The 14,869-nt window shown below is 68.0% G+C and carries 12 protein-coding genes; 10 read left to right on the forward strand and 2 right to left on the reverse strand.

Translation table 11 applies throughout. The features are described from left to right. Positions 1 to 5 precede the first annotated feature (5 nt). The 10 genes from APZ15_RS32455 (at position 6) to APZ15_RS32500 (ending at position 11,825) form a co-directional block, all read left to right on the forward strand. The gene (locus tag APZ15_RS32455) at positions 6 to 755 is read left to right on the forward strand and encodes a 4'-phosphopantetheinyl transferase family protein (protein ID WP_027792346.1); all 750 of its coding nucleotides are present in this window, start codon (positions 6 to 8) and stop codon (positions 753 to 755) included. Positions 756 to 1,029: 274 nt separating this feature from the next. Further along, the gene (locus tag APZ15_RS32460) at positions 1,030 to 2,187 is read left to right on the forward strand and encodes an efflux RND transporter periplasmic adaptor subunit (protein ID WP_027792345.1); all 1,158 of its coding nucleotides are present in this window, start codon (positions 1,030 to 1,032) and stop codon (positions 2,185 to 2,187) included. Between the two features lie 20 nt (positions 2,188 to 2,207). Continuing rightward, complete coding sequence (locus APZ15_RS32465) at positions 2,208 to 5,351, forward strand: multidrug efflux RND transporter permease subunit (RefSeq protein ID WP_027792344.1); 3,144 nt, start codon at positions 2,208 to 2,210, stop codon at positions 5,349 to 5,351. A 4-nt stretch (positions 5,352 to 5,355) separates the two neighbouring features. Continuing rightward, positions 5,356 to 6,798, forward strand: coding sequence for an efflux transporter outer membrane subunit (locus APZ15_RS32470; RefSeq protein ID WP_027792343.1), 1,443 nt, complete (start codon positions 5,356 to 5,358; stop codon positions 6,796 to 6,798). 113 nt (positions 6,799 to 6,911) lie between these two features. Then, positions 6,912 to 7,601 carry a response regulator gene (locus APZ15_RS32475; RefSeq protein ID WP_027792342.1) on the forward strand — a complete coding sequence of 230 codons (690 nt, stop codon included), beginning with the start codon at positions 6,912 to 6,914 and terminating at the stop codon, positions 7,599 to 7,601. Then, positions 7,598 to 7,858 (forward strand): hypothetical protein, encoded by a 261-nt coding sequence (locus APZ15_RS32480; protein WP_027792341.1) that lies wholly within the window; start codon positions 7,598 to 7,600, stop codon positions 7,856 to 7,858. Before APZ15_RS32475 ends, APZ15_RS32480 begins: the two co-directional genes overlap by 4 nt. Positions 7,859 to 8,240: 382 nt before the next feature. Beyond that, positions 8,241 to 8,888 (forward strand): paraquat-inducible protein A, encoded by a 648-nt coding sequence (locus APZ15_RS32485; protein ID WP_027792340.1) that lies wholly within the window; start codon positions 8,241 to 8,243, stop codon positions 8,886 to 8,888. Further along, a complete protein-coding gene (locus tag APZ15_RS32490) occupies positions 8,885 to 9,532 on the forward strand; it encodes a paraquat-inducible protein A (protein WP_027792339.1) in 648 nt (215 codons plus the stop codon). Before APZ15_RS32485 ends, APZ15_RS32490 begins: the two co-directional genes overlap by 4 nt. Beyond that, on the forward strand, positions 9,529 to 11,199 hold the full coding sequence (locus tag APZ15_RS32495) for a PqiB family protein (protein WP_027792338.1): 1,671 nt from the start codon (positions 9,529 to 9,531) through the stop codon (positions 11,197 to 11,199). The genes APZ15_RS32490 and APZ15_RS32495 overlap by 4 nt, the downstream gene beginning before the upstream one ends. After that, positions 11,196 to 11,825 carry a PqiC family protein gene (locus tag APZ15_RS32500; RefSeq protein ID WP_027792337.1) on the forward strand — a complete coding sequence of 210 codons (630 nt, stop codon included), beginning with the start codon at positions 11,196 to 11,198 and terminating at the stop codon, positions 11,823 to 11,825. The genes APZ15_RS32495 and APZ15_RS32500 overlap by 4 nt, the downstream gene beginning before the upstream one ends. A 95-nt stretch (positions 11,826 to 11,920) precedes the next feature. Here APZ15_RS32500 and APZ15_RS32505 read toward each other — a convergent pair whose 3' ends face one another. Both APZ15_RS32505 and APZ15_RS32510 read right to left on the reverse strand, forming a co-directional pair. Further along, positions 11,921 to 13,075, reverse strand: coding sequence for an AraC family transcriptional regulator (locus tag APZ15_RS32505; RefSeq protein WP_027792336.1), 1,155 nt, complete (start codon positions 13,073 to 13,075; stop codon positions 11,921 to 11,923). After that, positions 13,075 to 14,709, reverse strand: a complete 1,635-nt coding sequence (locus APZ15_RS32510) for an AMP-binding protein (protein ID WP_027792335.1) — start codon at positions 14,707 to 14,709, stop codon at positions 13,075 to 13,077. The genes APZ15_RS32505 and APZ15_RS32510 overlap by 1 nt, the downstream gene beginning before the upstream one ends. Between the last annotated feature and the right edge of the window lie 160 nt (positions 14,710 to 14,869).

Below are 14,869 nucleotides of genomic sequence, written 5' to 3' on the forward strand. Positions count from 1 at the left end.
CCGGCATGCGCTATCCCGCCCTGACGATCACGAGCTCGCACACGCTGGCGTCATGTCCGTCGCGGCTGCCCGATCCGGGCGAGATCCTGTTGTGGCGACTGCGCGGCGAATGGCAGCTCATCACCAGCGAGCAAGGCCATCTCTGCCTGTCGAAGACGGAACTGCGGCGTGCCAGGATGCATCCGAACCGCGCGCACGGCCGCCGCTTCGCGATCGGCCGGTCGGCGCTGCGCGCGATCCTGGGGACGCTGGCCGGCCGCGCCGCCGACGAGCTCACGCTGATCGAGCGCGAGGCCGACCATATCGCGATCGCGGGCTGCGACTCGCTGGACGGGCTCGACATCGTGGTCGGCCACGCCGGCATCTGGATCGTGATCGCGATCGCCCGTGGCCCGATCGGGCTGGGCATGGCGCAAGCCGGCACGTACGCCGGTCCGGCATCGCGCGACCAGCTTCGGCTGGACAGCCTCTCGAATGCATGCGGAAGCGGACACGGCGCGACGCTCGCGTCGCTGGCGCCGTTTGCGGGACCTTTCCGCGAGGTCGATACGCCGCATGCGGGCCGCTGGCGCCTGCTCGACATCCCGCTCCCCGGCCTGGTCTGCGCGGCAACCGTTGCCGCGCGCCAGATGGACAAGATCCATGCGGTGGGCTGGCGCGGCGAACGCAAGGACTGGCTGGCCGACCGCGATCGCCACCTGCGGGCCGCGACGTCGAGCGGCACAGCGGCCTGCATCGCGGCCGAGACCGGATAAACCGGCGCAGCAATCCTCGCGGCGCATGCTTGCGCGCCGGCCGCTGTCGGCATCGATGATGGGATGCCGTTCATGGGAACGCGCGAAGGTTCCCGGTTATGGGAGCACGCGCTCCGGATGTAAAGCGCCGACACCGCCGCCGCATCGCCGTTCCGCGATTCTTTCGCCGCCTCCATCAAACCTCCATCTTTCCGCACAAAAAACTCCATCGGGCACACGCACACTGCGAACCGAAAATGCGGGCCATCGGGTGCCTGCGTCCCATGGAGTCCACATGAAGAATCAGAAACGAGCCTGCTACGGCGCCGTGTGCGCGCTGGTGGCAGCGATGCTGGCGGGCTGCGGGCCCTCCGAACAGCAGGCCGCCGCGCCGGCCATCCCGGTTGCGGCAATGACGCTCGCGGCCGCGCCCCTCGACCTGACCGAAGACCTGCCCGGCCGCGTCGCGGCGCACCGGATCGCCGAGATCCGGCCGCAGGTCAGCGGCATCGTGCAGCGACGGCTGTTCGAACAGGGCTCGGAAGTGCGCGCGGGCGAGCCGCTGTTCCAGATCAACCCGGCGCCGTTCAAGGCCGACATGGACACGGCCGCAGCGGCCCTGCAACGTGCGCAAGCCGCGCTAGAACGGGCCAAGGTGCAGACCACCCGCCTCAAGCCGCTGGTGGAAGCCGACGCGATCAGCCGGCAGGTCTACGACGACTCGGTGTCGCAACGCGACCAGGCTGCCGCCGACGTCGCGCAGGCCCGCGCGACGCTCGCGCGCCGCCAGCTCGACCTGAAATTCGCGACCGTCGAGGCGCCGATCACGGGCCGCATCGACCAGGCTCTCGTGACCGAGGGTGCACTCGTCGCGAGCAGCGACAGCCAGCCGATGGCACGCATCCAGCAGATCGACCAGGTTTATGTGGACGTCCGCCAGCCGGCCGCGTCGCTCGATTCGCTGCGCGGCGCGCTCGCCGGGCAGCCGGACACCGCGGGCAACGGCCTGCCGGTCGACGTGCTGCGCGACGACGACTCGCGCTACGACGTGAAGGGCCGCATGCTGTTCTCGGGCGTCAACGTCGATCCGGGTACCGGTGACGTGCTGCTGCGCGTGCTGGTCGACAACCCGAAGCGCGAGCTGCTGCCGGGCATGTACGTGCGTGCCCGCATCCCGCGCGCGCACTACGCCGACGCGCTGACCGTGCCGCAACAGGCGATCGTCCGCGCCGGCGGCAAACCGCAGGTCTGGGTGATCGACGCGAAGAACCAGGCACACCTGAAGGCCGTCGAGGTGGGCGAGCTGACGAACCGCAGCTATCGGATCAAGTCGGGGCTGCAGGCGGGCCAGAAGATCGCCATCGAAGGCATGGAGCGCCTGAGCGATGGTGCGCCCGTGACGGCGACCGCCTGGAAGGCGCCTGAAGCGGTCAAGACCGCTTCGTCGCACTGAGTCACGGGGAGCATCCAGTCATGTCCCAATTCTTCATCCGGCGCCCGGTCTTCGCGTGGGTGATCGCCCTCTTCATCATCCTGCTGGGCCTGATCGCCATCCCCGAACTGCCGGTTGCGCGCTATCCGTCGGTCGCGCCGCCGACCGTCACCATTACCGCCACCTACCCGGGCGCCACGCCGCAGACGATGACCGACAGCGTGCTGAGCCTCATCGAGCGCGAGCTGTCCGGCGTCCGCAACCTGCTGTACTTCGAATCGGCGTCGGATACGTCCGGCCAGGCGAAGATCACCGCGACCTTCAAGCCCGGCACCGATTCGGCGATGGCGCAGGTCGAGGTGCAGAACAAGCTCAAGTCGGTCGAGCCGCGCCTGCCGCCCGTCGTGCGGCAAAACGGCGTGATCGTCGAGTCTGCCTCCACCGGCTTCCTGTTGTTCGTCGGCCTGAAGTCGGACAGCGGCCGCTACGACGAAAACGCGCTGGCCGACTACATGGCGCGCAACGTCGTCGAGGACCTGCGCCGTGTCGAAGGCGTCGGCAAGGTGCAGCTGTTCGGCTCCGAACAGGCGATGCGCATCTGGGTCGATCCGCAGAAGCTGATCACCTACGGCCTGTCGATGAACGACCTGACGACGGCCGTCGCCCAGCAGAACGTGCAGATCGCCCCGGGCAGCCTCGGTGCGGCACCCGCGCTGCCGGGCCAGCGCGTGACGGTACCGCTCACCGCGCAAGGCCAGCTCACGTCGCCCGAGCAGTTCGCGAAGATCGTGCTGCGCGCGAACGCGAACGGCTCGAAGGTCGTGCTCGGCGACGTCGCGCGGGTCGAACTCGGCCCGCAGTCGTTCACCTTCGTCAACAGCGAGAACGGCAAACCCGCGACCTTCGCCGGCGTGCAGCTGGCGCCGGGCGCCAACGCGGTGAAGACCGCCGAGGCCGTGCGCGAGCAACTGGACATGATCGCCAAGACGATGCCGTCCGGCATGACCTACTCGATCCCGTTCGATACCGCGCCGTTCGTGAAGATCTCGATCGAGAAGGTGATTCACACGCTGATCGAAGCGATGGTGCTCGTGTTCCTGGTGATGTACCTGTTCCTGCAGAACGTGCGCTACACGCTGATCCCGGCGATCGTCGCGCCGGTGGCGATGCTCGGCACCTTCACGGTCATGCTGATGACGGGCTTCTCGATCAACGTGCTGACGATGTTCGGCATGGTGCTCGCGATCGGCATCATCGTCGACGATGCGATCGTCGTCGTGGAGAACGTCGAACGCCTGATGGTGGAAGAAGGCCTGTCGCCGAAGGACGCGACGATCAAGGCGATGAAGGAAATCACCGGCGCGATCATCGGCATCACGCTGGTGCTGACGGCCGTGTTCCTGCCGATGGCGATGTCGAGCGGTTCGGTCGGCGTGATCTATCAGCAGTTCACGATGTCGATGGCCGTGTCGATCATGTTCTCGGCCCTGCTCGCGCTGACGCTGACGCCGGCCCTGTGCGCGACGATGCTCAAGCCGGTCGAGCATGGCCACCACGAGAAGCGCGGCTTCTTCGGCTGGTTCAACCGCCGCTTCGACCGCATGACGAGCTGGTACGAAACGCGCGTCGGCAAGCTGGTCGGCCGCACGGGCCGCGTGATGCTGCTGTTCGTCGCGATCTCCACCGCGCTGGTGTTCGGCTTCCGCATGCTGCCGTCGTCGTTCCTGCCCGAGGAAGACCAGGGCTACTTCATGACCGGCTTCCTGCTCCCGTCGGATTCGACCGTCGAGCGCACGGGCGACGTGGTCAAGACCCTCGAGAAGCATCTCGCGTCGCGTCCGGGCATCGAGTCGAGCATCTCCATCATCGGCTACGGCTTCTCGGGCCTCGGCTCCAACGCGGCGCTGAACTACGCGGTGCTCAAGGACTGGGACAAGCGCGACGGGGCAAACGCAATGGACGAAGCGATGCGCGCGCAGGCCGCGATGGGCGGCGTGACGGAAGGCACGGTCATGAGCCTGTTGCCGCCGGCGATCGACGGGCTGGGCACCAGCTCGGGCTTCACGATGCGCCTGCAGGATCGCGCGAACCAGGGCTACGCGGCACTCAAGGCGGCTGAAGCCAAGCTGCTCGAACTGGCCGCGCAAAGCAAGGTGGTGACCGGCGTCTATCCGGACAGCCTGCCGGCCGGCACGAGCGTGAAGCTGGACATCGACCGCGACAAGGCCGAAGCGCTCGGCGTGTCGTTCACGACCATCAGCGACACGCTGTCGGCCGCGATGGGTTCGACCTACGTGAACGACTTCCCGAACGCGGGCCGCATGCAGCAGGTGATCATCCAGGCGGATGCGCCGGCCCGCATGCAGATCGAGAACGTGATGAAGCTCTACGTGCGCAACGCGACCGGCGGCATGGTGCCGCTGTCCGAAGTGGTGCGTCCGGTCTGGTCGGAAACCCCGCTGCAGCTGGTGCGCTTCCAGGGTTACCCGTCCGCACGGATCTCCGGCGGCTCGGCCCCCGGCTACTCCAGCGGCGCGGCGATGGCCGAGATGGAGCATCTGGCCGCGCAGTTGCCGCCGGGCTTCACGGTCGCGTGGACCGGCCAGTCGCTGCAGGAGCGTGAGTCGGCTTCGCAGGCGCCGATGCTGATGGCGCTGTCGATGGTCGTCGTGTTCCTGGTGCTCGCGGCGCTCTACGAGAGCTGGGCGATTCCGCTGTCGGTGATGCTGGTGGTGCCGCTCGGCCTGATCGGCGCGCTCGCCGCGGTGATGTTGCGCGGGATGCCGAACGACGTGTTCTTCAAGGTCGGGATGATCACCGTGATCGGCCTGTCGGCGAAGAACGCGATCCTGATCGTGGAAGTCGCGAAGCAGTTGCGCGAGGAAGGCATGGGGCTGATCGAGTCGGCCGTGCAGGCATCCAAGCTGCGGCTGCGCCCGATCCTGATGACCTCGCTCGCGTTCGGCCTCGGCGTCGTGCCACTGATGATCGCGACCGGCGCCAGCGCCGAGACGCAGCACGCGATCGGCACCGGCGTGTTCGGCGGCATGGTGACCGCCACCGTGCTGGCCATTTTCTTCGTTCCGGTCTTCTTCGTGTTCGTGATGAGCATCCAGGAACGCATCTCGGCATGGCGCGCATCCGGCAAGAAGCCCGCCACCGTGACCCACGAACAAGAAGGTTGATGCCATGCGATTGCTCATTCTTACCGCGGCCGTGTCCGCCGCCCTCGCGCTGTCGGCATGCTCGATGGCCCCGACGCTGGTCAGGCCCGCGATGCCGGTGCCGACCGCCTACACGACCGCTGCCGCGGCCGACCAGCACGCGAACGCGGCCGATCTCGGCTGGCGCACGATGTTCGGCGACCGCCGCCTGCAGCGCCTGATCGAGCTCGCGCTCGACAACAACCGCGACCTGCGCCTGGCCGCGCTGAACGTGCAGGCCGCCGAAGCGCAGTACGGCATCCAGCGTTCCGCGCGCCTGCCGTCGATCGGCGCTGGCGCGAGCTTCACGCGCCAGCGCACGCCGGCCGACTCGCAATCGAACCCGCCGATCTTCGAGACGACGCAGAACCAGTACGGCGTGAACGTCGGCGTCAGCGCGTTCGAGATCGACCTGTTCGGTCGCGTGAAGTCGCTGTCCGATGCGGCGTTCGCGCGTTACCTCGCGACCGACCACGGCCGCCGCGCGGTGCAGATCGCGCTCGTCGGCTCCGTGGCCAACGCGTATTTCGCGGAGCGTCTCGCGCAGGAACAGCGCGCGTTGTCCGAGCGCACGCTGAACGACTGGCGCCAGTCGCTCGACCTCGCACGCCGGCTCAAGCTCGCGGATCAGGCGAGCGGCGTCGACATCGCGCAGGCCGAAGGCCAGGTCGCGAGCGCCAGCGCCGATCTCGAAGCGCGCTCGCGCGCCGTCGAGCAGGCAGGCAACGCGCTGCGGCTGCTGGTCGGCACCGACCTGCCGAAGAACCTGCCCGACCCGCTGTCGCTGGAACGCCAGCCGGTGATGACGCAACTGCCGGCCGGCCTGCCGTCGGAATTGCTGTACCGCCGGCCGGACATCCAGCAGGCCGAGCAGAACCTCGTCGCCGCCAACGCCGACATCGGCGCGGCGCGCGCGGCGTTCTTCCCGCGCCTGTCGCTGACGTCGTCGATCGGTTTCCTGAGCCCGGGGCTGGGCAGCCTGTTCGCCGGCGGCCAGAACGTGTGGAGCTTCGCACCGCAGGTCACGTTGCCGATCTTCCAGGGCGGCCGGCTGCGTTCCGAACTGAATCTCGCGGAAGTGCGCAAGTCCAGCGCGGTCGTCGAATACGAACGCGCGATCCAGACCGCGTTCCGCGAAGTGGCCGACGGCCTCGCCGGGCGCGAGACGTTCAGCCGCCAGATCGACGCGCAGGCCAGGGTCGTCAAGAGCGCCGAGCGCCGTACCGATCTCGTGAACCTGCGCTATCGCGCCGGCATCGAGGATCGGCTGGAACTGCTCGACTCGCAGCGCCAGCTGTATGCCGCGCGCCAGGCCCTGCTGGATCTGCGCAACGCCGAACTGGGCAACGCGGTCGCGCTCTACAAGGCGCTCGGTGGCGGCCTGGTCGACACCGATGTGCCTCCCGCCAACAACGTGGCGAACAACTGAGCAACGCGTCGTCGCCGATCCGTTCGCGACGACCGAACGCACGGTGAAGTCCGGCGGCGCACGTGCCGCGCCGCCGGCCCGCCTGCAGGTCACGTTCACTTTCAGTGATACCGATGAACCCTCTGATACTCATTGCCGAAGACGATCCGGAGATCGCCGACATACTCGATGCCTACCTGGCTCACGACGGCTTTCGCACCTATCGCGTCGGTCACGGCCAGGCCGTGCTCGACGTGCAGCGCGTGCTGAAACCCGACCTGATCCTGCTCGACGTCAGGATGCCGAACAAGGACGGCTGGGAAGTCCTGGTCGAACTGCGCCGCCGCGGCGACACGCCGATCGTCATCATCACGGCGCTCGACCGCGAAATCGATCGCTTGCAGGGCCTGCGCTTCGGCGCGGACGACTACATCACGAAGCCGTTCAACCCGGCCGAGGTGGTCGCGCGCATCCGGGCGATCCTGCGCCGTCTGGAAACCGCCGCCGCGGGACGCTTCATCAAGGTCGGCAACCTCGAAATCGATACGCAAAGCTATCTGACCACGGTCCGCACGGACAGCGGGGAAACCAGCATCGCGCTGACGCTGACCGAATTCCGGCTGCTTGCCCACCTGGCCGGCTCGCCGAACCGCGTGTTCACGCGCAGCGAACTGATCGACGCCTGCCTCGCCGACGTCGATGCGCTGGAACGCACCGTCGACAGCCATATCAGCCGGTTGCGCAAGAAGCTCGAATGCGCGGGTGCGTCCGGGATGCCGGAGGTGATGCGCGGCGTCGGCTATCGGCTGCGAAGCAGCCAGTGAGCACGCATCATCGATCGAGGCTGCGTGTCGCGCGAATCGTCGGGCTCCTGACGGTTGCTGTCGTGCTGACGGTCGCGACCGGATGGTTCGTCGTCTACGGCCTGATCCTCGTCGTTTCGTCTCCCGCGACCGACAACCCGATCGCGCTCGTGATCCGGGAGACGCCGAGCTATCCGGTGCTCGCCGCCGTGCTGCTGGCCGGGCTGGTCGCGACGGTCGTCGACCTCGTCAAGCTGGCGCGCAGGACGCGTTCGTAACCCGCCGCGCCGCATTCGCCGCCCTCGTGAAACGACCTCGCCTGAACCTCCGCTACGCGCAGCAGATCGGGTTGCGTCATGCACGTCTCGACGAGCATGCGGGGGCAACGGCTTCGCGTCGTTCGTCGCGCCCGCTTCGATGGCGGACATCGTGCCCGGCGCTGCTGCCCATTCGATTCGTCGAAAGGCCGGCGAATGATGGCGCTCCCGTCGAACCCCGGCTCGCCGTTGCCGTAACGGATCGTACGCGCGCGGAAAGCCGCCCCGGCAAGGCCGCGCGGCGGCCTGCGCGTTTCGATAGCGGCTCCATCGTTTCTCCATCGAACCGCACAACAACGTCCATCGACGCCACACACACTGCGAAGCAAGTCATCGAATCCGCATGCGCGAGCCACCCGAACACATGGACACGTTTCCGACCCTGATCGCCTGCGAGCATTGCGACAGCGTCTACCGACGCCGCGCGCTGGCGCCTCACGAGGTCGCGCGTTGCGAACGGTGTTCCGCGGTGCTGTTTCGATCGAGCTGGCTCGATATCGACCGGTGGCTCGCGCTGGCGGTCGCGGCCGGCGTGGTCTTCACGATCGCCAACCTCTGCCCGATCATGCGGATCGGCGTGCAGGGGCTGCACAGCGAAGCCACGCTGTGGCAATCCGCGCTCGCGCTGGCCCACGGCTTCGCCGCGCCGATCGCGATTCCGACGGCCTTCGCCATCGTCGTGGTGCCGTTCCTGCAGATCGCGACGCTGATCTGGTTGCTGGCCTTTGCCCGTGTGGGGCGTCGCGCGCCCGCGTTCGGCCCGCTGATGCGGCTGCTCGTCGCGCTGCGGCCATGGAGCATGATCGAGGTCGGATTGCTCGGCATCCTCATCGCGATCATCAAGCTGTCCAGCCTCATGCAGATCATTCCCGGCGCCGGCCTGTGGGCCACGGCCGTGCTGATGGTGCTGATCCCGCTGATCGCGGGGCACGACGCACGCCAGCTATGGGACCGGGTCGTGCCGGTGGAACCCGCCGGAGGCCGCCCGTGAGCCTGCCCGTACGCGCCGGTCAGCTGGGCATGGTCGGGTGCCATGCGTGCGGCCTCGTCTGCCGCGCGCACGCATCCGCCACAACCGACACCCATCCGCACGCCGCCGAAACGGCACGCTGCCCGCGGTGCGGGTCCGCGCTGCACGCGCGTCGTCCGGACAGCATCGTGCGTGCGTGGGCGCTGCTGATCGCCAGCCTGATCTTCTACATCCCGGCCAACCTGTTGCCGGTGATGCGCACCACGCTGCTCGGCAGCCACAGCGAATCGACGATCCTCAGCGGCGTCGTGGTGTTCTGGAAAGCCGGCTCGTACGGCATCGCGTCGGTGATCTTCATCGCGAGTGTCGTCGTGCCGTGTACGAAGCTCCTCGCGATCGCCATGCTACTCGTCACGACCGGCCGGCGCAGCGTGTCGGCCATGCGCGAGCGGGCCGTGCTGTACCGCGCGGTCGAGCTGGTCGGCTACTGGTCGATGCTGGACGTGCTGGTCGTCGCGATCATCTGTGCGCTGGTGAAGTTCGGTCCGCTGTCCGAGATCGAACCGCGCGCCGGCATTTTGTTTTTCGGCATGGTCGTCATCCTCACGATGCTGTCCGCGATGAGTTTTGACCCACGCCTCATTTGGGACGCCGAAGAAGCATGAATCCTGCATCCGGCCCGCAAGGCCTCGAACCCCACGACCCGCCCGTGTCACGCAACCGCATGCGGCTTTCGCTCGTCTGGCTCGCGCCGCTCGTCGCGGCGCTGATCGGCCTGTCGATGGTGATCCACGCGTGGTTGTCCGTCGGACCGGAAATCACGATCGCGTTCAACACCGCGCAAGGCCTCGAGGCCGGCAAGACGCCCGTCAAGTACAAGGACGTCGTGATCGGCACCGTGACCGCCATTTCGCTGAGCGACGACAGTTCACACGTGGTCGCGACGGTTTCGTTCGTGAAGAATGCGCGCAACCTCATTCGCGACGACACGCGCTTCTGGGTCGTGCGGCCCCGCGTCGGCATGAGCGGCGTATCGGGCATCGATACGCTGTTCTCCGGCGCGTACATCGGCATGGACACGGGCCGCTCCGACAAGGCGCGCAAAGCCTACACCGGGCTCGAAACGCCGCCGACCGTCATCAACGGCACGCCGGGGACGAGCTTCGCGTTGCGGGCCGCCGATCTCGGCTCGCTCGATATCGGCTCGCCGGTCTACTACCGCCATCTGATGGTGGGCCACGTCGCGTCGTACAAGCTCGACATGCACAGTCGCGACATGAACCTGCAGGTGTTCATCGACGCGCCGTACGACCGGCTGGTGACGACCGATACGCGCTTCTGGAACGCGAGCGGCATGGATCTTTCGCTCGACGCGAACGGCCTGAAGCTGAAAACCCAGTCGGTCGCGACGATCGTGGGCGGCGGCATCGCGTTCGCGACACCGGAAGACGGCGGCACGACGGCCGCCCCTGCCGGCAAGCTGTTTACGCTCGCCGTCGACGAAGCCGCCGCGATGGCCGCGCCGGACGGCCCGTCCCAGCTCATCCGGCTGCGTTTCGAACAGCCGCTGCGCGGACTCGCGGTCGGGGCGCCGGTGGAATTCTCCGGCATCGAAATGGGCACGGTCGTCTCGACCCGGCTCGACTTCGACCGTGCGTCCCGGCGCTTCCAGTCCATCGTCATGGTCAAGGTCTATCCGTACCGGCTCGGGCCCGTCGTCGAGAAACTGCAGAAGACCGACGGCAACGGCAATCCGCGCGCGGCCCAGTTTCTCGCGGGCCTGGTCGAGCACGGGCTCCGGGCGGAGACGCGTACCGGCAACCTGCTGACCGGGCAGCTCTACATCTCGTTCGATTTCGTGAAGAACGCGCCGAAGGTGCCGTTCGATGCCAATGCGACGCCGCTGACCATTCCCACCGTCACGAGCACGTTCGACAAGCTGCCGGAGCAGATCGCCGACATCGTCGAGAAGATCAACAAGATGCCGCTGGAATCGATCGGCAAGCACGTCGATTCGAGCCTGACGAACCTGGACGCGACGCTCAGGCAAGTGAACGGCCAGCTGCTGCCGTCGACGACGCGCACGCTCGACCAGGCGAACCAGACGTTCGGCGCGTTGCGCCAGGGTATCGCCGAGGACGGTCCGCTTCAGGAAAACCTGGCGAACACGCTGACCGAAGTCCAGCGTACCGCGCGATCGCTGCGCACGCTGACGGACATGCTGGGCCGCCGTCCCGAATCGCTGCTCCGGGGAACCGGGGCCGATCATGCACCGCTCGCGCCGGCCGACACTTCAACCCCGCCTGTCCAGCAGGAGCCACGACAACCATGAGCTTCCCGATTCGCGCCAGGACGATCGCCCTGGGCGCCGGTGCCGTCATCGCGCTGACCGCGTGCGCGTCGAACCCGGTGCATTACTACACGCTCGTCTCGCCGGCCACGTCCGCGACGGCGACGGCCGCGCGCGGCACCGCGCCGCTCGCGATCAACGTGTTGCCGGTCGGCATCCCCACCCAGCTCGACCAGCAGCAGATGGTCGTTCGCAGCGGCGCGGGCACCGCGGTGATACTCGACAACGAACGCTGGATCGCCCCGCTCGGCGACGAGCTGCGCGCGGCGCTTTCGTCGGCGCTCGTCGAGCAGCTGGGCGCGCGCAACGTCACCGGCCTGCCGCGCCCGTCAAACCAGACCGTCATGAGCATCCGCACGCAGGTGCGCCGCTTCGATGCGTGGCCCGGGAGCCGGGCCCAGTTCGAAGCCGACTGGGTCGTCGGCGTGCAGCAGGACATGCCGGGCCCGCGCATTTCGTGCAGCACGCGGCTCGACGAGGCCGCCCCTGGAAGTCATGCCGACATGGTGCGCGTGCAGCAGCGCATGATCGGGCAGTTCGCCGCCCGGATTGCGAGCACCGTGCGCAGCTTCGGCAGCGGGCGCCCCGCCTGTCCCGCCGATTCGTAAATCATCCCGCCGATGGGAGCCATCCATGGGAGCGCGCGAAGAGAGCCGGTTATGGGAACCGGCTACGTTGGTCCTTGAACCTTTGAAGCGATGCGCTATGCGCGCCGCCGGTAAGTGCCCGGCGTGCTCCCCGTCCAGTGCCGGAACGCGCGATGGAACGCGCTCGGATCGTCGAAGCCGATGTCGGCGCCGATCGCCGCGATCGTGTCGGGCGTGTCGGTCAGCCGCTGGATCGCGATGTCGCGCCGCAGTTCGTCCTTGAGCACCTGGAACGTCGTCCCTTCGGCGGCCAGGTGGCGGCTCAACGTGCGCACCGAGCAGTGCAGGTGCTCGGCCGCCTGGTCGATCACCGGCAGGTCGGGCAACGCGGCCGACAGGTATTGCCGCACGCGATGGCACACGAGCTGTTCGCTGAACGATTCGAAGATCCAGTCGCCGGGCGCGCGCGCGAGGAACTTGCGCAGGTTGCGCTTGCTCTGCCGGATCGGCGCATCGAGGTAGTCCGCGCTGAAGCGCATCAGCGTGCGCTCGCAGTCGAACGCCACGGAGCCGGTGAAGAAATACAGGTGGTCGACCGCATGGCGCGGCCGCGGGCACGCGAACTCGATCTGCAGCAGCGGGATCTTCTGTCCGATCAGCCAGGAGCACACGCCGTGCACGAGCTTGAGCATCAGCTCCTGGCCGAGCGCGCCGATCGGGCCGATCGCGTCGTTCGGGCGCAGCAGCACCTGCGCGACGAGGCCGTCGCGCTTCGATTCGACGAAGAAATCGTCGAGCAGGATATGGAAGAATTGCCCGAAACGATGCTGCGCCGTTTCGAGGTTGCGCGCGTCGAGCAGGCTCAGGCACAGGTACTTCAGCGTGCCGCCGCGCAGCGGGCGCGAGAAGATGCCGGGCATCTCGTCGTCGAGGTCGATCGCGAGCGTGCGGTACAGCGTCGAGAACTGCTCCTCCGTCACGCGCGCATGCGGTTCGCCGAGCAGCTCGATCGGGATGCCGGCCCCGCGCAGGTAGCGCTCGACCACGTCGCGCTGCACGCCCGCGCTCGCGAGGAAGCCGTTGACGAGCGAGATCGGCACCGTCGCACTCGGCGAAGGCAGCGCCCGCCCGGGCCCGGGCTGGGCGGAAAGTGCATCTGAACCGGTCATCGCGTCCCCGTCGGTCGAACCGCTCGCATTGTACTTGAGCGGCCCGGGCGGGGCCTTCCGGGCCCGGGGCGCGCCGGGCCTTGCGCGGCGCGCCGACGCCATCAGTCGGTACGGCTGAGTTCCCGGCGCAGGATCTTGCCGACGGTCGACTTCGGCAGGCGGTCGACGAAGCGGATCAGCTTCGGCACCTTGTAGGCCGCGAGGCTCGCGCGGCAATGCGCGACGAGTTGTTCCTCCGAGGCGTACGCATCCTGCGCCAGCACGACGAACAGCTTGACGGCCTCGCCCGTGCGCGCGTCCGGCACGCCGATGCACGCGCATTCGGCAACGCCCGGCATGGCGGTCGCGACGGCTTCCACCTCGTTCGGGTACACGTTGAAGCCCGACACGATGATCATGTCCTTCTTGCGGTCGACGATCCGCAGGAAACCGGCTTCGTCGAACACGCCGACGTCACCCGTGCGGAAATAGCCGTCGGTCGTGAACGCGGCCGCATTCGCTTCCGGTTTCTGCCAGTAGCCGCTCATCACCTGCGGCCCCTTCACGCAGATTTCGCCGGCTTCGCCGATCGCGACTTCGCGATCCTGGTCGTCGAGCAGCTTCACGTCGGTCGACGGCAGCGGCAGGCCCGTGGTGCCCGTGAACGTGTCGATCGACTGCGGGTTGAACGACACGACCGGCGACGTTTCCGACAGCCCGTAACCCTCGCGGATGAAGTTGCCCGTCACCGCCTTCCAGCGCGACGAGATCACGTCGATCACGGCCGCGCCGCCGCCGGCCGACAGCTTCAGCCGCGACCAGTCGACTTCCGTCAGGCGCGGATGGCCGGCGAGCCCCGCATACAGCGTGTTCACGCCGACGAACACCGTCGGCCGCGCGGCCTTCAGCACGTCGATGAAGCCGTCCATGTCGCGCGGGTTCGCGACCAGCCAGTTCTGCGCGCCGATCGCGAAGTAGGACAGGAAGTTCACCGTCAGCGCGAAGATGTGATACATCGGGATCGCCGTGACGACGACCTCCTCGCCCGGCTCGCGCGCGGCCGGCACGATCGCGCCGAACTGCGCGATGTTCGCGACGAGGTTGCGGTGCGACAACGCGGCCCCCTTCGACAGGCCGGTCGTGCCGCCCGTGTACTGCAGCAGCAGCAGGTCCGCGCCGCCGAGCGGCACCGGCTCGAACGCGAGCGATTCGCCGGCGGCGATGGCGTCGGCGAGCGGGATCGAACCGGGCGGCAGCGCGTCGCATGCACCGGCCGGCGCATCGACGACGCCGAGATCGCCGCGCCCGACGCTCAGCACGGTACGCACGCGCGTGCCGGCGACCACCTCGGCGAACGTGCCCATCGACCCGCCGCACACCAAGGCGACTTCGACGCCTGCGTCGTTGAGCTGATGCTCGAGCTCGCGCGCCGTGTAGAGCGGGTTCACGTTGACCTGGATCGCGCCGATCTTCGCGACCGCGACGAACGCGACCGGAAACGCGAGCACGTTGGGCAGCATCACGGCCACGCGATCGCCCTTGCGCACGCCCACGACCTGCTGCAGATAAGCGGCCAGCGCCGTCGACAGGCGGTCGACGTCGGCATAGGTGAGCGTGCGGCCGTACGAATGGAACGCCGGACGATCGGCGAAACGGTGCATCGCGTCGTCCAGCAGCGCGCTTACGGAAGGATGGCGATCGGGATCGATCTCGGCGGGGATCGAGCCATACGACCCGGTCCAGTGTCTCTTCGTCATGTCTCACTCCACGGGGGACGGCGCGCCGGCCGCGCGCCGTTCGCACGACGGCCTGCACGCCGGAGAAGCGCGGGCCGTCGCCTGACCGGCGACTATCGCCCGTGCGGGCCGCTTTGAAAATGATCCGGGCGGCCGAAAAGATGATCGAAACGGACACGCG

Source organism: Burkholderia cepacia ATCC 25416 (assembly GCF_001411495.1).
GTDB lineage: Bacteria > Pseudomonadota > Gammaproteobacteria > Burkholderiales > Burkholderiaceae > Burkholderia > Burkholderia cepacia.